Source organism: Pseudomonas sp. TE3895, from assembly GCF_056278855.1.
Window position 1 is genome coordinate 3,425,418 of the sequence record NZ_JBWBQE010000001.1, and the last position, 19,194, is coordinate 3,444,611.

A 19,194-nucleotide genomic window follows, 5' to 3' on the forward strand; every position below is an offset into this window, starting at 1 on the left:
GCGGTTTGATGAGTATCTAGTCGAGCATAGCCAGCGGGCGATCGTTCAACCGTGAATCGCCAGAATACTGGAGTGAATCTTGTACAGGGTGTGCTCGGTAGTACTGCCGACGACCTTGCTCACCCCCTCGTGGTAGAGCGTGCCCATCACCACCACATCGAAGCCTTGCTGGTTCGCGTATTCGCTGACCACGTTACGGGCAGCACCCCGCACCAGGTGCAGGTGATCTGGCTTGATGCCATAACGGCCGCCGAACGTCGCCATGCGCTCGCGCGCACGACCGGACATTTCCTCGACCAGTTTGTCGGTCCAGGCCACGGGTGCGGCGGCATAGGCGACGAAGCTGGCGCTGGGTTCGTAGGCCTGCAGCAAATGCAGCTGCGCCTTGCAGCGTTGTGCCAGTGCCTGTGCCGATTGCAGGATGTGGTCGTTGAGCTTGTCGATCACCGGGTCGTGCTCGACCAGATCAACGGCGACCAGTATGCGCGCTGGCAGCTTCGTTTCAGCCTGGGCTACCAGGTGCAGCGGGATCGGGCAGCGGCGTAGCAATTGCCAGTCCAATGGCGTGAGCAGGGCACGGCTCAAGGCGGTTTCGTGCTGGATGTCCTTGATCACCATCCCGACCCGGTGCAGTTGGGCCAGCCGGATCAAGTCCTTGAGCGGGTCTTGATCGTCCAGCGTCTCGGCGTAGGCGGTAATGCCCAGCTCGCCCAGCGCCTTCACCTGGTCAGCGAGCCAAGCCTTTCGATGCTCGGCGTCCTGCTTGCGGGCGTTTTTGCGTAGCACCTGGTCCAGGGTTGCCAGGCGCGAGGGCAATTGACTAAGCGCCACCAGGTGCAAGGTAGCACCTGCCGCACTGCTCAGCGCTTGAGCACGCGTCAGGGCAGGCGAAGGGTGCAGGTCTGGATGGCAGATCAGCAGCAGTCTTGAGTAAGTATTCATGATGGCCTCCACCGCGGTGGCAGCCTCGATGAAGGCCCACCGGTTCAGGCCAAGCGTGACGCAGTGGGGCTCGATGACCTTGATATTTATCAAGATTGGCTGAATGCGGCGGTGTACTCATGACCGGGTCGCAGAGCTCGGCATGTTTCTCGCTGTGCATCAACACTGTTCGCTGTTGTACAGCTGATCAGCAGTGATGTCGTCCTGCAGGCATTAAAGCTGCTTCGAGTAATCTCTATGTCATTGTAAATAAAGAAAATATTTATTGGCATGGATTGTGTTGATAGAGCATTGAGAGGCGCCGAAACAGGGTGCCGAGCCTATCGATCAGGAGCTCCCATGCCACGTGAAATTCGTTTGAACGCCTTCGAGATGAACTGTGTCGGCCATCAGTCGCCCGGACTCTGGAGGCACCCCAAGGATCGCGCCTGGCAATACAAGGATCTGGAGTACTGGACGGATCTGGCCAAGTTGCTTGAGCGCGGTAAGTTTGACGGCATCTTCATCGCCGACGTGATCGGCATCTACGACGTGCTGGGTGGCACTGGCGATGCGGCCATTCGCCAGGCGACCCAGGTTCCGGTCAATGATCCGCTGGCGCTGATCACCCCGATGGCGCTGGTTACCGAACACCTCGGTTTTGGCCTCACCGCCTCGCTGACGTTCGAGCACCCGTATCCTTTCGCCCGGCGCCTGTCGACCCTGGATCACCTGACCAAGGGGCGCATCGGCTGGAACATCGTTACCTCGTACCTCGACAGCGGCGCGCGCAACCTCGGGCAGAAGGCGCTGAGCGACCACGATGCGCGCTACGACTACGCCGACGAATATCTTGAAGTGCTCTACAAGCTGTTCGAGGGGAGCTGGGAAGAGGGCGCTGTGCTGCGTGATCGCGAGCGCGGCATTTTCAGCGATCCGAGCAAGGTTCATGAGATCCGCCACCAGGGCAAGCACTTCCAGGTGCCCGGCATCCACCTCTGCGAGCCTTCGCCGCAGCGCACGCCGGTGCTCTATCAGGCGGGGGCGTCGAGCCGTGGCAAGGACTTCGCAGCCGGACACGCCGAGTGCGTGTTCGTCGCCGCACCGTCCAAGGTGATCCTGAAGAAAACCGTGGCCGACATCCGCCGTCGCGCTGCCGAGGCCGGGCGTGATCCACGCAAGGTGCTGATCTTCAACCTGCAGACGGTGATCGTCGACGAGACCGACGCCAAGGCTCAGGCCAAGTGGCAGGAGCTCACGTCATATACCAGCTACGAAGGTGCGCTGGCGCTGATCTCGGGATGGACGGGGATCGACTTCGGCCAGTACCGGCCCGACCAGGTGCTCAAGCATATCCATACCAATGCCATTCAGTCGGCAGTGGAAACCTTTTCCACCGCCGACCCCAATAAGCAATGGACGGTGCAGGAACTGGCCGATTGGGTTGGTATTGGCGGCTTCGGCCCGCTGATCGTCGGCAGTGCGCAGACCGTCGCCGATGAGCTGCAGGCCTGGGTCGAGGAAACCGACGTGGACGGCTTCAACCTGGCTTACGTCCTGGCCCACGAAACCTTTCGCGATGTGGTCGAGCTGTTGGTGCCCGAGTTGCAGAAACGCGGTGTGTACAAGACCGAATATCGTTCCGGAACCCTGCGCGAGAAGCTTTTCGGCGATGGCCCGCGACTGCCCGCCAACCATCCTGGCGCTGGCTATCGCGACCTCAGCCAGCAGCGCGAAAACGTCGATGTCAACCTGGCCGAGCCGGCCTGAATCGGCAGAGGAGTCATTGCATGAGCATTCATGAACGCTATCTGCCGTTGCCCGACGTAGTGGCCGACAGCGCCCTGACGGCGCTGCAGCGTTGGGCCAGAGAACGGCCGACACAAATCGCCCTGCGTCATCGCCGTCTTGGTGTGTGGAAGGCCTGGCGCTGGATCGATGTGCAGCACGAGGTCGAGCGGGTTGCCAACGGCTTGCGCCAGCAGGGGTTCGGCCCCGGGCAGCGCCTGGCATTGAGTGGCGCCTTCGAGCCGAGCCTGCTGATTCTGGCGTTGGCTGCCCACCCGCTTGGCGGCCAGAGTCTGGTGATTGGCCGCGACAGCCGTGGCGATGAGCTGCAACGGCAACTGCGCCAGGCGCGTCCGACGTTCGCCTTCGTCCAACGCCGTGAAGACGTGTCGCACTGGTTGGGCAGCGGCCTTGCCGAGCTGTGGCCACTGCGTTTGTTTTCCGCCCAGGCCAATGTCGTGAGCAACGGCTTGTGGCAGGTGCAGCCGCTGTCGACGTTGTTTGTCGGCGAGGCGCCGGTGGCGCAGCGTCAGGGTTGGACGCAGGTCGCCGAAGATGACGTGCTGTGGGTCGATGAGGGCACCGAATGGCGTGAGGGACTGGGGCATTTGCTGAGCCGTTGGTTGCACCATGGCGAAAGTCTAGCCTTCCCGGAAACGAGCGAGTCTGCTGGTCGCGACCGTCGCGAAATCGCCCCGACCGGGTTGTTGTTGTCCGCTGCGGGGGTCGAGGCGCTGGCGGGCGAAATCGATGCCCGCCTGGCGCCACCAGACAGTTGGCGACGGCGTCTGTGTGACTGGACGCTGGAGAATCCACACCAGGGCTTGCGTCGCTGGCTGAAGCAGCGGGTGCGGCGTCTGCTCGGCTTCCATCGCTTGCGCCGGATCGAGGTGCCAAGTGCGTCTGCCAGCGTGGCGCTACAAGGCCCGGCACGCTTGTCATGGCTGCACGAATATCTGGAGCGCGCGGCATGAGTGCTTTGCTGGAGGTGCGCAACGTGTCGCTGTCGTTCAAGGGCGTGAAGGCGATTTCCGACTTGTCCTTCAGCGTCAGGCGCGGCGAGATCTGCGCCCTGATCGGGCCGAATGGCGCCGGCAAGAGCTCGCTGCTGAACATCCTCAATGGCGTCTACCGGGCCGATGCCGGCCAGCTGTTCTTCGCCACCGAGCCGTTGCGCCGGCCGCACCCGCTGCAGGCGGCGCGGCTGGGGATCGGCCGTACCTTCCAGAACAATGCGCTGTTCAAGAAGATGAGTGTGCTGGACAACCTGCTTACCGGTCTGTCGCGTTTCCAGCGCAGTTTCTTTCTCGAACAGGCACTGGGCCTGCCACGTGCCCGGCGCGAGGCCCGGGCTTTCGCCGAGCGCGCCGAGCAGGTGCTGGAGTTCCTCGAGCTGCAGCCCTGGCGCGACGTTGCCGTGGGCAGCCTGGCCTATGGCCTGCAGAAACGCGTGGAGCTGGGGCGTGCGCTGATCGCGCAGCCGACCCTGCTGCTGCTCGACGAGCCGATGGCGGGGATGAACGCCGAAGAGAAACAGGACATGAGCCGCTTCATCGCCGATACCAACCGTGATCTCGGCACCACGGTGATTCTCATCGAACACGACATTCAGGTGGTCATGGGGCTGTCCAGCCACGTGGTGGTGCTGGACTACGGGCGCAAGGTCGGCGATGGCACACCGGCCGAAGTGCAGGCCAATCCCGATGTGATCGCCGCCTACCTGGGAGCGCCGCACGGATGAACTTCTTCCTGGAAACCTTGATCGGCGGCTTGCTCGCCGGCACCCTGTATTCGCTGGTGGCCATCGGCTTCGTGCTGATCTACAAGGCCAGCGGCGTGTTCAACTTCGCCCAGGGCGCGATGCTGCTGTTTGCTGCGCTGACCTTCGTTAGCCTGCACGAGCAGGGCCTGCCGTTCGCCCTGGCGTTGGCCCTGACCGTACTGGTGATGATCGTCGGCGCGCTGCTGATCGAGCGCCTGGTGCTGCGGCCCCTGGTGAATCGTTCGCAGATCACCCTGTTCATGGCCACCCTTGGCCTGTCGTTCATCATCGAGGGCCTGGCCCAGGGCTTGATGGGCGCCCAGGTGCGCGCGCTGGATCTGGGCATCGAGGACGTCCCGCTGTTCGTCGGCGAACTGATGATCAGCCAGTTCGACCTGGTCGCCTCCGGCGTTTCCGCCTTGTTGGTGGCGGTGCTGGCGCTGCTGTTCAACAAGACCCGCATCGGTGTGGCCTTGCGTGCTGTGGCCGACGATACCCGCGCGGCGCTGTCGCTGGGCATCAACCTCAACCGCATCTGGCAGATCGTCTGGGCCGTGGCCGGAATGGTCGGGCTGGTGGCCGGGCTGCTCTGGGGGGCGCGCCAGGGCGTGCAGTTCTCGCTCTCGCTGGTCGTGCTCAAGGCGCTGCCGGTGCTGATCATCGGCGGCTTCACCTCGATTGGCGGAGCCATCGTCGGCGGGCTGATCGTCGGTGCCGCCGAGAACCTCGCCGAAGCCTATATAGGCCCGCTGATCGGCGGCGGCATCACGCCCTGGTTCGCTTATTTCCTCGCCCTGATCTTCCTCTACATCCGTCCGGCCGGCCTGTTCGGCGACCGGGCCACCGAACGGGTATGACGCAATGACCGCTACCGTTTCACGCTTGGGCGCCGGCTTCGACGAGGCGCCGCTGACCCTGGTGCGCCGTCGCTGGCCAGTGGGCCTGCCGTTGTTGCTGCTGGTGGCCTTCGTCGGCTTGCCCTGGCTGGGCAACGACTACTGGCTCAACGCGATCCTGATTCCCTTCCTGGTGCTGTCGCTGGCCGGGCTGGGGCTGAACTTGCTGACCGGCTACACCGGGCAGACCTCGGTCGGTGCCGCCGGCTTTATGGCGGTGGGCGCCTTCGCCACCTACGGCCTGCTGCTGCGTGTGCCTGGGCTCCCTTTGCCGCTGGCGCTGATCGGCGGCGGGCTGATTGCCGGCCTGGTCGGCTTGCTGTTCGGCATACCCAGTTCGCGGATCAAGGGTTTCTACCTGATGGTCACCACGCTGGCTGCGCAGTTCTTCCTCGAATGGGTGTTCGCCAAGTTTCCCTGGTTCTACAACCATGCCTCGTCCGGCACCATCAGCGCACCACGCCTGGAGTTGTTCGGCCACAGCCTGGCCTCGCCGGTAGGTCGCTACCTGCTGACCCTGAGCTGCGTGGTGCTGCTGACCTGGGTCGCGGTCAACCTGGTGCGCAGCCAGGTCGGGCGCAACTGGATGGCGATCCGCGACATGGACACCGCCGCCTCGGTGATCGGCATTCCGGTGGAGCGCTACAAACGCCTGGCCTTTGCCGTCAGCTCTTTCTACCTGGGCATCGCCGGGGCGCTCTGGGCCTTCGCCTACCTGGGCACGTCCAGTGCCGGCAGCTTTGATATCAACCGCTCGTTCCAGATCCTCTTCATCATCATCATCGGTGGCATGGGCAGCATCGCCGGCAATTTCATCGGCGCGGCTTTCATCAGCCTCACACCGATTCTGCTCAGCCATGCCGGGCAGTGGCTGTTCGGCGGCAACGTCGATGCCGGGCAATTGCAGAACCTGCAGAAGATCCTCTTTGGCAGCCTGATCATCTGGTTCCTGATCAAGGAGCCGGAAGGCCTGGTACGCCTGCTCGGCGACCTGCGCGAACGCATCAGGGTCTGGCCGCTGCGATTCTGAGCACGACCGCCTCTTTCCATGAACCTTGACCCGACCGCGGGAAAGGAGGTTTTCACCCCAGCACAAGAAGTTCACACCATGCGCAAACCCTTGCATCGTCACCTGCTCGTCAGCCTCTTCGTGCTTGGCGCCCAGGCCCTGTCTCCGGTCGTCACCCAGGCCGCCGACAACCAGCAGTTCATTCCCATGGCCACCTACCGGGTCGGCGCCTATGCCTCCAGCGGGATTCCCTGGTGGGCCGGAGAGATCGACTACTTCCGTTACATCAACGAGGTCGAAGGCGGCATCAACGGCGTCAAGCTGGTCTGGCAGGAGTGCGAGACCGAGTGGAACGTCGACCGTATCGTCGAGTGCTACGAGCGCTACAAAGATGGCAAGGATGGCGCGCCGACGGCGTTCTTCTTCACCCACAGCACTCCGGGCTCCTATGCGCTGATGGAGAAGGGCGCGGCCGACCGCATCCCGCTGATCGATGGTGCCGGCGGGCGCACCGAGTCTACCGACGGCAGCGTGTTCCCCTATGCCTTCCCACTGCTGCTGAACTACTACGGGCAGGCCTCGGTGGGCATCAACTACATCGCCGAGCGCGAGGGCGGCTTCGACAAGCTCAAGGGCAAAAAGATCGTCACCGTCTACCACGACTCGGCGTATGGCCGGGAAACCCAAGCGCCGATGAAGCTACTGGCGGAAACATACGGCTTCGAGAACATCCAGATCCCGGTGGCCGATCCGGGCAATGAGCAGTCGGCGCAGTGGCGCCAGGTGCGGCAGATCAAGCCAGATTGGGTGTTCCTGCGTACCTGGGGCGTGTCCACTCCGGTTGGCATAAAGACGGCCGCACGCTTCGGCATCCCGGTGGAGCGCATCATCGGCGACGTCTGGGCCGGCTCCGAGGCCGACGTGCTCCCAGCCGGCACGGCGGCCAAGGGCTACCAGGCCCTGGCGCCGTTCCCCGGTGGCGACGGTTTCGAGATTCACCAGCGCCTGCGCCAGCACATCCTCGATGTTGGCAAGAGCGACCTGAAGGATAAGCGCTACTTCGGCAAGGTGTACTACAACATCGGCCTGATCAATGCCGCGATTGCCGTCGAGGCGCTGCGCACCGCCCAGGGCAAGTTTGGCAACCGCCCGCTCAATGGTGAGGAAGCGCGCTGGGGCTTCGAGCACCTGAATATCGACGCCGCGCGCCTCAAGGCCAGTGGCTTCGAAGGGCTGCTGCCACCGCTGCAGCTGTCCTGCTCTGATCACGAGGGCGGTGGTGCGGCCCGCGTTCAGCAGTGGGACGGCGAGAAATGGGTGCTGGTGACCGACTGGATCCAGGCCGACCGCACCACCTTGCGTCCGCTGATCGAGGCCAAGTCCGCCGCCTATGCCCAGGAGAAGGGCATCACCCCGCGTAATTGCGCCAACGAGCAATAACCCCCCATGACCTGCGCCCGGCCACCGTCGCGTGGGCTGGGCGCCTGAGGAGAAAGACCATGTATGCAACGCTTAAACGCGGTGTCGCCGCCTTTGGCCTGGCGCTCGCGAGCTACGCCGCGATGCCGTCGGCGGCCCAGGCGGCCAATGAACAATTCTTCCCGCTAGCCACCTACCGAGTCGGTGCCTATGCCTCCAGCGGCATTCCGGTGTGGGCCGGGATGATCGACTACCTGCGCTACATCAACGACGTCGAAGGCGGCATCAATGGCGTCAAGCTGGTCTGGCAGGAGTGTGAGACCGAGTGGACGGCGGAGAAGGGCATCGAGTGCTACGAGCGCTTCAAGAACGGCCTCAATGGCGCTCCGGTAGCGGTCTACCAGCCCAATGGTGCGCCGGCTGCCTATGCCCTGGCGGACAAGGCCGAGGCCGACCGGATCCCGCTGATCACCCTCGGCTATGGTCGTACCGAGGCCACCGATGGCCGCGTCTTTCCCTACAACTTCCCGGTGATGCTGACCTTCTACAGCGAGGCTTCGGCATTCATCAACTACGTGGCCGAGCGCGAGGGTGGGCTGGACAAGCTCAAGGGCAAGAAGATTGCCACCGTCTACCACGACTCCGCCTATGGCCGGGAAACCCAGGGGCCGCTGAAGCTGCTGGCGGAGAAGTACGGCTTCGAGAACATCCAGATTCCCGTCGCCGACCCGGGTAACGAGCAGGCCTCGCAGTGGCGCCAGGTGCGCCAGCTCAAGCCGGACTGGGTATTCCTGCGCACCTGGGGCGTGTCCACCCCGGTGGCGATCAAGACCGCGGCGCGCTTCGGCTTTCCGGTCGATCGCATCATTGGCGACATCTGGGCCAGCTCCAATGAAGACGTGCTGCCGGCCGGCGAGGCGGGCAAGGGTTATCTGGCCCTGACGCCCTATCCGGGCGGTGCCGACTTCGACATCCACCAGCGCATCAAGGAACACATCCTCGACAAGGGCAAGAGCGACCTCAAGGATCCGAAGAGCTTCGGCAGCGTGTACTACAACTCCGGCCTGGTGAATGCCGCCATCGCCGTCGAGGCGATCCGCGCCGCGCAGAAGCACTTCGGACCGCGGCCGCTCAATGGCGAAGAAGGTCGCTGGGGCTTGGAACACCTCGATCTCGACGATGCGCGGCTCAAGGCGATCGGTTTCCTGGGGCTGATGCAGCCGCTGAAGCTGTCGTGCAGCGACCACGAGGGTGGCGGTGCCGTCAAGGTGCAGCAGTGGGATGGCCAGCAGTGGAAGCTGATCACCGATTGGGTGCAGGCCGATCATGTCACCCTGCGCCCCCTGATTGACGCCAAGGCTGCCGAGTACGCGAAAGAGAAAGGCGTGACCCCTCGTGCGTGTGACGCGCTGTGAGCGCTCGCTTTTCACCTGTGGCAGGGGCTTTAGCCGCGACCGGCACGGGCAACGCATTTCAAGGCTTTGGGGCGGCAGGCGCCGCCCGCTGAACGACGACCAGAGGGCAACAATCCATGACCAGTGCGACTCTTCCAGCCGCCGTCAGCAGCGAGCTGCTGGCAGTGGAGGACATCGAAGTGATCTACGACGGCGCAATCCTCGCCGTGGCCGGTGTATCCCTGCGGGTCGGGCAGGGCGATATCGTCGCCTTGCTAGGCGCCAACGGTGCTGGCAAGAGCACCACACTCAAGGCTATTTCCGGCCTGGTGCAGGCCGACCGGGCGCAGGTCAGCCGTGGCCATATCCGCTTCCAGGGGCAGGACACCGCCGGTGTCGCGGCCAACCTGCTGGCACGCCAGGGTATCGTCCATGTGCTGGAAGGACGGCATGTGTTCGCCCACCTGACCATCGAGGAAAACCTGCGCAGTGGCGGCTTCCTGCGTAACCCGACGCGGCGCCAACTGGAGCAGGATCTGGAGCGCATCTATGCCTGGTTCCCGCGCTTGAAGACCAAGCGCAAGACTCAGGCTGGGCTGACTTCCGGCGGTGAGCAGCAGATGCTCGCCATCGGCCGCGCGCTGATGACCAAACCGCGCCTGGTGCTGCTCGACGAACCCTCGATGGGCTTGGCGCCGATCCTCGTCGAGGAGATCTTCGCCATCGTCGCCCAGCTCAATGCGCAGGAGGGCGTGAGCTTTCTGGTGGCCGAGCAGAACATCAACGTTGCCCTGCGCCATGCTAGCCATGCCTACATCCTGGAGAACGGCCGGGTGGTAGGTGAGGGCAGTGCTGCCGAACTGGCCGCGCGGGAAGATATTCAGCATTTCTACCTGGGCGGCAAGGCTGACTGAGCGGTGGCGACGGCTGTGGAACGCTGTGGTCATACCGCCTTTTACTGAGTAGGTGATGTTCCATTCAACGCGGCCCAGGCCGCGTTTTTTTGTCCTGACGAAAGCGCTGTGGCGCCGGCAACAGCAGTTGTGCAGATTGCTCCGCAGACGGTGCATCATATTGTTGAGTAGATTGTTCAAGTGATTGAATAACAATGATTTTTTCTGTTGGCATGGTTGTTGGAACAACTGGATTTGCAGCGCCTGGAAAGGCGCCTACCTCGTCATTCCAAGGATCACTGCCATGCGCTCTACCGCTTGCTACAGAACAGCTCTTTCTCTGGCCATCCTGCTGGCCAGCCCCGCGTTTGCCGACGGCGTTGATGAAGGCTTCATCGACGGCACGCAGATCCATGTGCTCAACCGCAACTTCTTCTTCAGCCAGGACTATCGCAACGGCGACTTCACCCTCAACCCCAACAAGGGTGAGCGGCAGAGCCTGCATCGTGAATGGGGCCACGGCATCATCGCCAATCTGCAATCCGGTTTCACCCGTGGCACTGTCGGCTTCGGCGTGGATGTGCAGGGGCTGGTCGGGCTCAAGCTCGATGGCGGCAATGGGGCAGTCGGCAATGGTGTCGGCGTGCCTGGCATCGTGTCGCGCTCGGGGAGCAACTTCGATGGCGAGCCCAAGGACAGCTACGGCAAGGTTGGCGCCGCGCTCAAGGTGCGCGCCTTCGACACCGAGCTGCGCTATGGCGACGTCAGCCCGACCAGCCCGGTGCTGCACGCCAGCGACATTCGCCTGCTGCCGCAGACACTGCGCGGCTTCATCTTCAACAACAACTCGCTGGATGGCCTGAGCCTGCAGGGCGGCAAGCTGGAGTCGAGCAGTGACCGCAACGCCAGCAACCACCGTGGTGATCTCGGCACCGTCTATGCCGGGCGTATCAAGGGCGCCAACGATGTGATGTACCTGGGTGGCGATTACCTGTTCAACGACCAGCTCACCTTGCGCCTGCACAGCAGCCGCCTCGACGACGTATGGAACCAGTCGTTCTTCAGCGTCGACCATGTGCAGCCGCTGGGTAGCGAGCTGAGCCTGAAGACCGGCCTCAATTATTACCGCACCCGTGACAGCGGCCAGGCGCTGGCCGGCCAGATCGACAACGACTCATGGAGCGTGCATGCCGGTCTGGCTGCCGGCGCTCATGGCTTCAAGCTGTCCTACACACGCATCGATGGCGACACGCCGTTCGACTACGTGTGGAACACCTATGACCTGCAACTGGATGCCGCCTCGCAGGTTTCCGACTTCAACAACCCCAATGAGCGAGCCTGGGAAGCCCGTTACGACTATGACTTCGCCACGCTTGGCGTGCCTGGGCTGAGCCTGACGGCCCGCTACGTGCGCGGTACCGACATCGACGGTACGCGCGCGGGGGGCGCTTACAGCTACTTCAATGGTACCGAGGACGGCCGCCACTGGGAGCGCAACCTGTGGCTGAAGTACGTGCTGCAGAGTGGGCCGGCCAAGGACCTCTCGTTCAACCTGATGCAGGCCACCCACCGCGTCGGTGGCGATCACGTCGCCGAGTCCAACGTCGACGAACTGCGCCTGATCGTCCAGTACCCGCTGGATATCAGCCTCTGAGAACCTGCTCACGATCTCGCGAGGTAACGCCATGCAACACCGATGGCGGCCCCGCAAAAACAGGCGAGGCGCGGTCGGAGTCGCGCTCGACTTCACCCGCTGTAAATGAGCAGTCCGACCACGCTGGCGCTCCAGCCTTTTTTAACGCAGGAGGGCCGACGCGCAGCAGGTCGTGAACAGGTCTGAGGCAAGTGTCCGCCCGGCAACAGCCAATCCACAGTTTGCCGCCACAGGTGCTTTTCCAATTATCTGGATTGCGCATCAAGTCATTGAATATGAAGGATTTTCCAGGTTGGTACGGGCTGTGCAGTAGCCCTGGAGAATCCATCACGCTTGGAGCAACACATGACTCAGTCACAACCCGCCGATCTGCGCGAGCAGGTCAGCTCGGCGCCTCGGCGCCCGGCACAGATCATCCGTAGCGACGCCGAAGCCATCGAGGTGGCGCAGCGCTTGGCCGAGGATTTTGCCCGTGAGGCAGCCTGGCGTGATCGCGAGCGGCGCCTGCCCTGGGAGGAACTGGATCGCTTCTCCGAAAGCGGTCTGTGGGCAATCAGCGTGCCCAAGGCGCACGGCGGCGCCGGGGTATCTTATGTCACCCTCAGCGAGGTGATCGCGACCATCTCCGCCGCCGATTCATCGCTCGGCCAGTTGCCGCAGAACCACTTTGGTGTGCTCAGCAACCTCGGCCTGACCGGCAGCGAGGCGCAGAAGCGCCGCTACTACGCCAAGGTGCTGCAAGGCTACCGTTTCGGTAACGCCTTTTCCGAAGCGCGCAGCCAGTACGTCACCACCTTCCAGACGCAGATCCGCTTCGACGGCGACAGCGCCGTGCTCGATGGCGAGAAGGCCTACTGCACGGGGGCGCTGTTCGCCCACATCGTCCCGGTCGCGGGTGTCGACGAGGAGGGCCGCCCGCACATCGCCTTCGTGCCACGCGATGCAGCTGGCCTGACGGTGATCGACAGTTGGGATGGCTTCGGCCAGCGCATCACAGCCAGCGGCCAGGTGCGTATCGAAGGCGTGCGAGTGCCAGCGAGCGAGGTGATACCGGCCTGGAAGGCCTACGACCAGCCAACCGCTGATGGCCCGATCTCGCAGATCATCCAGGCCGCCGTGGACACCGGCATCGCCCGTGGCGCCTTTGCCGAAACCCTGCGCGTGGCGCGTCAGGCACGCCCCTGGGTCGACAGCGGCTTGCAGCACGGCTGGCAGGATCCACTTGGCCAGGCGCTAATCGGCGAGCTGGCCTGGCGCCTGCAGGCGGCCGAGGCGATCTTGCAGCGCGCTGCCGAGGCGGTCGATCGCGCCGTCGCCGAGCCTGGCGAAGAGCACGTTGCTGAAGCCTCAGTGGTGGTCGGCCAGGCCAAGGTGCTGTCTACCGAGATTTCCCTTGAGGCGTCCAGTCGCCTGCTGGAGCTGGGCGGCACGCGCAGCGTCTCGGCCAGCCAGGGGCTGGACCGCTTCTGGCGCAATGCGCGCACCCACACGCTGCATGACCCGGTGCGCTGGAAGTACCACCTGGTCGGCAATCAACTGCTCAACGGCATCAAGCCGCAACGTCATTCCTGGAACTGAGGTCACGCCATGTCCAACACCCATTCCCAAGGCCGGGGTGACCTGGCCCACGCCCGTCATGTCGAGGCAGCTCTGCTTGACTACCTGCGCGGGCAGAGTGCTCGCCATGAAGCGCTGGTCATCGCTGCAGTCGGCGAGTTGCGCATCCGTATCGACGCCGCCGACGCGTTGCTGGCACGCGCCGACGCCTCGCAGTCGGCCGCCATCGCTTTTCGTTTGGGCGCCGCCGAGGCCGCGCGCCTGGCCGCGCAGACGCATTTCGAACTGGTGGGCAGTAGTCTGCCGCGTCCGCAGCCGGGCAGCGCCGAACCGGCACTGCCCACTCAACGGCGACTGCTCGGCGACCACTACCTCAACGGCGCCGCCTTGGCAGATCAGCAAAGGGTGCAAGCATGAGTCGAATCCTGACGTTGCTCACCGCCCTGGTGCTGGCATTGGCGGGCGGCCTGACACAAGCCGAGGAGGAGGGCGAGGCCGTGCCGTCGCTGGCCGGCAAGCGCATTGCCGTGAGCATGACTGGCACCAGTCATTACTTCGACATCAAGGCGTTCCAGGCGCAGGTCAATGAGATCAAGCGCCTGGGCGGCACGCCGATCACCCTCGACGCCGGGCGCAACGACCGCAATCTGGTCACACAACTGAACACGGTGGTCACGCAAAAGCCCGATGCGGTGATTCAGACCCTCGGCACCCTGAGCGTGATCGACCCCTGGCTCAAGCGCATCCAGGCAGCAGGCATCCCGCTGTTCACCATTGATGTGCCATCGCAGTACAGCCTCAACAACACCACCTCGGACAACGTTGCGGCCGGCCGCGCGTTGGCCGAACAGCTGGTGCGCGACACCGGCGGCAAGGGCCGCATCCTGGTGTTCAACGGCTTCTACGGGGTGCCGGTCTGTGCGATCCGCTACGACGAGTTGAAGAAGGTACTGGCCGATCATCCGCAATTGCAGATCGTCCAGCCGGAGCTGCGTGACGTGATTCCCAACACCGTGCAGGACGCCCGCAGCCAGATCGCCGCGCTCCTGAACAAGTACCCCAAGGGCGATATCGCCGCCATCTGGTCGGCCTGGGACATCCCTCAGCTCGGCGCCAGCCAGGCGCTGATCGACGCCGGGCGCAGTGAGATCCGCACCTATGGTGTGGACGGCACGCCGGAGGTACTGGAGCTGCTCGCCCCTGACAACTCGCCCATCGGCGCGGTGGTTGCGCAGCAGCCCGACCTGATCGGCCGCACCGCCGTGCGCAACGTTGCCCGCTACCTGGCCGGCCAGCGTGATCTGCCGAAGGAAACCCATGTCGCCGCGCTATTGACGACCCGCGACAACCTGGCTCAGGTCAAGCACCTGCGAGGTGACCAATGAGTGACAACGACTGCTCCGGCATTTCCCGGCGCTGCCTGCTCGGCGCGTCTTCGGCGATGCTCGCTCTCGGGCTTGCCGCACCATTGACCCGCACCATGGCGGCTGGAGCCGACAGCGGTGCCGAGGCCAGTGCCACAGTGCCTTCGCTCAAGGGCAAGCGCATCGCCATCAGCACCGTGGGCACCAGCATCTACTTCGACAGCCGGGCCTTCAAGGCGCAGGTCGAGGAGGTACAGCGCCTGGGCGGCACGCCGATCACCCTGGATGCCGGGCGCAACGACAAGGCCATGGTGACCCAGTTGCAGAATCTGGTGACGCAGAAGCCCGATGCAGTGATTCACACCCTCGGCACGCTGAGCATCATCGAGCCCTGGTTCAAGCGCATCAGCGCCGCCGGCATCCCGCTGTTCACCATCGAGGTGCCGTCGCAGTACGCGGTCAATACGATTTCCGCAGACAACTGGAGCACGGGTTTGCTGCTGGCCAAGCAGTTGGTGGCCGATCTGCGCGGCAAGGGCAGGGTGCTGCTGTTCAATGGCTTCTATGGCGTGCCGAGCTGCGGCATTCGCTATGACCAGTTGAAGCTGGTGAGCAAGTTCTACCCGCAGATCGAGTTCATCCAGCCGGAGTTGCGCGACGTGATTCCCAACACCGTGCAGGATGCCCGCAGTCAGGTTGCCGCCTTGCTCAACAAGTACCCCAAGGGTGAGCTCGACGCGATCTGGGCGGCCTGGGATCTGCCGCAGCTCGGTGCCAGCCAGGCGCTGATCGAAGCCGGGCGCAATGAAGTGCGCACCTATGGCGTCGACGGTACGCCCGAGGTGCTGGAACTGCTGCGCCAGCCCGGCAGCCCGGTGGCTGCAGTGGTGGCGCAGCAGCCTGCGTTGATTGGCCGGACGGCGGTGCATAACGTCGCCCGCTACCTGGCCGGCGAGCACGATCTGCCGCCCGAAACCTTCGTCGAGACCCTGCTGACCACGGCGGGCAACGTCGATGACGTCAAACGCATCCGAGGCGACGCATGAGTACGCCGGTGCTGGAGCTGCGTGGCATCGTCAAGACCTTCGGTGCCACCCGGGCGCTCGACGGCGCCAGCCTGCGGGTGGCGGCGGGCAGCGTGCACGGTCTGGTGGGCGAGAACGGCGCCGGCAAGTCTACGCTGATCAAGGTGCTGGCCGGCATCCACCGCCCGGACGCCGGCAGCCTGCTGCTCGACGGCCAGCCGCACGGGCATTTCAGCCCGCGCCAGGTGGAGCGCCTGGGCATTGGCTTCATCCACCAGGAACGCTTGTTGCCGGCCCGTTTCACCGTGGGTGAAGCCTTGTTCTTCGGCCACGAACGGCGATTCGGGCCCTTGCTCGATCGCCGCTCCCAGCAGCGCGAGGCCGCGCGTCTGCTGGACGACTACTTCGGCCTGCGACTGCCGGCGAATGCGCTGATCGGTGAACTGAGCAGCGCCGAGCAACAGATGGTGCAGATCGTCCGCGCGCTGCTGATCAAACCGCGTGTGCTGGTGTTCGACGAACCCAGCGTGGCCCTGGTGCAGCGTGAGGTGGAGCGTTTGCTGCGGATCGTCCAGCGCCTGCGTGACGATGGCCTGGCGATCGTCTACATCTCCCATTACCTGCAGGAAATCGAGGCCCTGTGCGACCGCGTGACGGTACTGCGCAACGGTCGCGATGTCGCTGAAGTCTCCCCGCGCAACACGTCGCTGGAGCAGATCACCCGCCTGATGGTCAACCGCGAAGTCGGCGAGCTGTACCCCAAGGTAGCGGTGCCTGCCGGTGCGCTGTTGCTCGACGTACGCGGGCTGGGTCGGGCACGGGCCTACCAGGGCATCGACCTGCAGGTGCGCCGTGGCGAGATCGTCGGCCTCACCGGGCTGGTGGGCTCGGGCGCCAAGGAGTTGCTTCGCAGCCTGTTCGGCCTGGCGCCACCGGACAGCGGCGAGGTGCGCCTGGACGGGCAACCGTTGTCCTTGCGCAGCCCGCGCGAGGCTGTCGCCCAGGGCGTCGCGCTGATGCCCGAGGAGCGCCGCCGGCAAGGCGTGGCGCTCGATCTGAGCGTGCAGGAGAACACCACCCTGGCGGCACTGTCGCGCTTCGTCCGCCTGGGGCTGCTGTCGCCGGCGCGCGAGCGGCATACCACCCTGGAGCTGATCGAGCGCCTGAGGATCAAGGCCCATGGCGCGCATGTCAAGGTGCGTCAGCTCAGCGGCGGCAATCAGCAGAAGGTGGCGCTGGCCAAGTGGTTCGCGCGGTGTTCCAGCCTGTACCTGCTGGACGAGCCCAGCGTTGGCATCGATGTTGGCGCCAAGGTGGAGATCTATCGGCTGATCGGTGAACTGGTGAAGGAGGGCGCCGGGGTGTTGATCCTCTCGTCCGACCTGCCGGAGTTGATCGGCCTCTGCGACCGCATTCATGTCATGCACCGCGGCGCCATCGCCGCACGTTTCGCCGCTGGCGAGGCGAACAGTGACCGCCTGCTGGCGGTGGCTACCGGCGCGCAACGCGCGCAGAACGAGGAACGACCTTTCTATGCCTATGCCATTGCTATCTGATGCCTTCCACCCGCGATTCGCGCAGTGGCTGCTGCGCCGTGGCGCGCTGCTGGCCTTCGCCGCGATCCTGCTGGCCTTCGCCCTCAGTGCGCCGAACTTCCTCACCCCGAGCAACCTGGTCAATGTGCTGGCCCAGTCGGCGATCCTCGGCAGCCTTGCCTTCGGCCTGACCACGGTGATCATCGGCGGCGGCTCGAACGTGGTGTCCGGTGGGCTTGATCTGTCGCTGGCGGCCAACCTCGGGTTGTCCGCTGCGGTCTATGCCAGCCTGAACAACGCCGGTTTCGGCGATGTTGTCAGCATCGCCGCGACGCTTGGCACTGGCCTGGCCATCGGCACGCTGAATGCGCTGGTGGTGGTCGGTTTCCGTTTGCCGCCGCTGCTGGCAACCCTGGCCACGATGAACCTGGTGGCCGGGCTGGAACTGGTGCTGACCGAAAACACCGTGCTGCCCAGCTCTTCGCCGTTGCTGGAAGGGCTGGCCTTCGGTAGTTGGCTCGGCGTGCCAGCCCTGGCCTGGGTGCTGCTGGCGGTCGGTGGCGTGCTGATCGTGTTGATGCAGTACACGCCATTCGGCCTGCGTCTGTACGCCATCGGCGAATACCCGGAGGCGGCTAATGCCGCTGGCCTGTCGGTGCGTGGCTACGTGTTCGCCAGCTACCTGATCAGCGGTCTGTGCGGCAGCCTGGCCGCGTTTTGTTCAGCGGCCTGGTTCAGCGGCAGCACCACCGGCTCCGGCGAGATGCTGCTGTCGGTGGTGGCCATCGCTTTTCTTGGGGGGATCTTCTCCCAGCGTCTGCAGCCGAGCATCGGCGGCACGCTGCTGGCAACGATGCTGGTCGGGGTGCTGATCAACGGCTTCCAGCTTCTGAATATTTCCAGCTTCTGGGTCGACGGCGTGCAGGGTGTCCTGATCCTGCTGGTGGTGGCCCTGTCCGGTTTGCGCAACAAGGAGGCCTGAGATGTCCGATTCGTTATCCGCCCCGCAGCCTGCCGGTCTGACCGGGCTCTCTGGCCGGGCGTTGCTGCGCCTGGTCATGCCGACGCTGTTCGCCGCCGTGCTACTGTTCTTCGCGTTGAAGGCACCCGGCTTTCTCACCGTCGGCAACCTGTCCAGCCTGTTATTGAACAATTTCGTGCTGCTGGCCATCGTCGCCATCGGCATGACCTACGCCATCGCTGCGGGTGGCATCGACCTGTCAGTCGGCACTGCGCTGGACTTCTCGGCGCTGACCTTCGTCCTGCTGCTCAATGCCGGCTTCGGGCTCTATGTCGCGATTCCCGGTGGGCTGCTGGCTGGCAGCCTGGCCGGGTTGTTCAATGCCGGGCTGATCGCCGGGCTGCGTATTTCCCCTTTTCTGGCCACCCTTGGCACGCTGTTCATTGGCAGCAGCGTGCAAAAGCTGCTTTCCGATGGCGGACAACCGATCTACCTGGAGGCGCAGGTGCGCAGCGGCTTGGCCAGTGAGCGCTTGCTCGGCGTGCCGCTACCCTTGCTGCTGGTGGCACTGTTGGCGCTGGTGTATGGCGTGGTATTGGCGCGTGGCCGCTTAGGCCGGGAGATCATCGTCCTTGGCAGCCAGCCACTGGTGGCGCGTTATTCGGGCCTGGCGCAGCGACGTATCGCTGCCCTGGTGTTCATCGCCAGTGCCTTTGCCAGCGCGCTGGCGGGCATCCTGCTGCCGGCCACGGTGAACGCCTACGCGCCGATGTCCGGCAATGCCTTCCTGATGAATGCCATCGGTGCGGTCTTCATCGGTGCCACGCTGAGCCTGCACAACCGGGTCAACGTACCCGGTACACTGCTCGGTGTGCTATTTCTCAACGTCACGGCCAACGGTCTGCTGCTGATTGGCTGGAATTTCTTCTGGCAGCAGGTGGCCACCGGCGTTCTGATTCTCTCGGTTCTGCTGTTCAGTTTTGCCAGTCGGCGACTCGGCGCTGGATAGTTCTGGC

At 64.3% G+C, this 19,194-nt stretch carries 17 protein-coding genes; 16 read left to right on the forward strand and 1 reads right to left on the reverse strand.

All coding sequences use genetic code 11. The features are described 5' to 3' along the window. Window positions 1-45: 45 nt before the first annotated feature. The gene (locus tag ACZ889_RS15435) at window positions 46-1,035 is read right to left on the reverse strand and encodes a universal stress protein (protein ID WP_476257531.1); all 990 of its coding nucleotides are present in this window, start codon (window positions 1,033-1,035) and stop codon (window positions 46-48) included. 246 nt (window positions 1,036-1,281) lie between these two features. Between ACZ889_RS15435 and ACZ889_RS15440 the strand changes: the two genes are divergently transcribed. The 16 genes from ACZ889_RS15440 to ACZ889_RS15515 all read left to right on the forward strand — a co-directional run bounded on the left by ACZ889_RS15440 (window position 1,282) and on the right by ACZ889_RS15515 (window position 19,187). Next, window positions 1,282-2,691, forward strand: a complete 1,410-nt coding sequence (locus ACZ889_RS15440; RefSeq protein ID WP_180688242.1) for an LLM class flavin-dependent oxidoreductase — start codon at window positions 1,282-1,284, stop codon at window positions 2,689-2,691. Window positions 2,692-2,711: 20 nt separating this feature from the next. Further along, window positions 2,712-3,683, forward strand: a complete 972-nt coding sequence (locus tag ACZ889_RS15445; RefSeq protein ID WP_047602964.1) for an AMP-binding protein — start codon at window positions 2,712-2,714, stop codon at window positions 3,681-3,683. Next, window positions 3,680-4,450, forward strand: coding sequence for an ABC transporter ATP-binding protein (locus ACZ889_RS15450; protein ID WP_180688241.1), 771 nt, complete (start codon window positions 3,680-3,682; stop codon window positions 4,448-4,450). The genes ACZ889_RS15445 and ACZ889_RS15450 overlap by 4 nt, the downstream gene beginning before the upstream one ends. Then, a complete protein-coding gene (locus ACZ889_RS15455) occupies window positions 4,447-5,328 on the forward strand; it encodes a branched-chain amino acid ABC transporter permease (protein WP_003253990.1) in 882 nt (293 codons plus the stop codon). Before ACZ889_RS15450 ends, ACZ889_RS15455 begins: the two co-directional genes overlap by 4 nt. A gap of 4 nt (window positions 5,329-5,332) precedes the next feature. Then, window positions 5,333-6,397, forward strand: coding sequence for a branched-chain amino acid ABC transporter permease (locus tag ACZ889_RS15460; protein ID WP_003253989.1), 1,065 nt, complete (start codon window positions 5,333-5,335; stop codon window positions 6,395-6,397). 78 nt (window positions 6,398-6,475) lie between these two features. Further along, window positions 6,476-7,816 carry an ABC transporter substrate-binding protein gene (locus ACZ889_RS15465; RefSeq protein ID WP_060538311.1) on the forward strand — a complete coding sequence of 447 codons (1,341 nt, stop codon included), beginning with the start codon at window positions 6,476-6,478 and terminating at the stop codon, window positions 7,814-7,816. 59 nt (window positions 7,817-7,875) lie between these two features. Next, the gene (locus tag ACZ889_RS15470) at window positions 7,876-9,210 is read left to right on the forward strand and encodes an ABC transporter substrate-binding protein (protein WP_476257532.1); all 1,335 of its coding nucleotides are present in this window, start codon (window positions 7,876-7,878) and stop codon (window positions 9,208-9,210) included. Between the two features lie 116 nt (window positions 9,211-9,326). Continuing rightward, window positions 9,327-10,103 (forward strand): ABC transporter ATP-binding protein, encoded by a 777-nt coding sequence (locus ACZ889_RS15475; protein ID WP_003253986.1) that lies wholly within the window; start codon window positions 9,327-9,329, stop codon window positions 10,101-10,103. 283 nt (window positions 10,104-10,386) lie between these two features. Then, window positions 10,387-11,736, forward strand: coding sequence for an OprD family porin (locus ACZ889_RS15480; RefSeq protein WP_182374978.1), 1,350 nt, complete (start codon window positions 10,387-10,389; stop codon window positions 11,734-11,736). A gap of 345 nt (window positions 11,737-12,081) precedes the next feature. Beyond that, window positions 12,082-13,314 carry an SfnB family sulfur acquisition oxidoreductase gene (locus tag ACZ889_RS15485; protein WP_003253983.1) on the forward strand — a complete coding sequence of 411 codons (1,233 nt, stop codon included), beginning with the start codon at window positions 12,082-12,084 and terminating at the stop codon, window positions 13,312-13,314. A gap of 9 nt (window positions 13,315-13,323) precedes the next feature. After that, complete coding sequence (locus ACZ889_RS15490) at window positions 13,324-13,710, forward strand: hypothetical protein (protein WP_003253982.1); 387 nt, start codon at window positions 13,324-13,326, stop codon at window positions 13,708-13,710. Continuing rightward, a complete protein-coding gene (locus ACZ889_RS15495; RefSeq protein WP_003253981.1) occupies window positions 13,707-14,678 on the forward strand; it encodes a sugar ABC transporter substrate-binding protein in 972 nt (323 codons plus the stop codon). Before ACZ889_RS15490 ends, ACZ889_RS15495 begins: the two co-directional genes overlap by 4 nt. Next, window positions 14,675-15,703, forward strand: a complete 1,029-nt coding sequence (locus ACZ889_RS15500; protein ID WP_012052704.1) for a sugar ABC transporter substrate-binding protein — start codon at window positions 14,675-14,677, stop codon at window positions 15,701-15,703. Before ACZ889_RS15495 ends, ACZ889_RS15500 begins: the two co-directional genes overlap by 4 nt. Beyond that, a complete protein-coding gene (locus tag ACZ889_RS15505) occupies window positions 15,700-17,238 on the forward strand; it encodes a sugar ABC transporter ATP-binding protein (protein WP_476257533.1) in 1,539 nt (512 codons plus the stop codon). The genes ACZ889_RS15500 and ACZ889_RS15505 overlap by 4 nt, the downstream gene beginning before the upstream one ends. Beyond that, complete coding sequence (locus ACZ889_RS15510; RefSeq protein ID WP_180690131.1) at window positions 17,222-18,199, forward strand: ABC transporter permease; 978 nt, start codon at window positions 17,222-17,224, stop codon at window positions 18,197-18,199. Before ACZ889_RS15505 ends, ACZ889_RS15510 begins: the two co-directional genes overlap by 17 nt. 1 nt (window position 18,200) lies before the next feature. Then, window positions 18,201-19,187: an ABC transporter permease gene (locus ACZ889_RS15515; RefSeq protein ID WP_003253977.1), complete on the forward strand. Its 987-nt coding sequence runs from the start codon at window positions 18,201-18,203 to the stop codon at window positions 19,185-19,187. Window positions 19,188-19,194 lie beyond the last annotated feature (7 nt).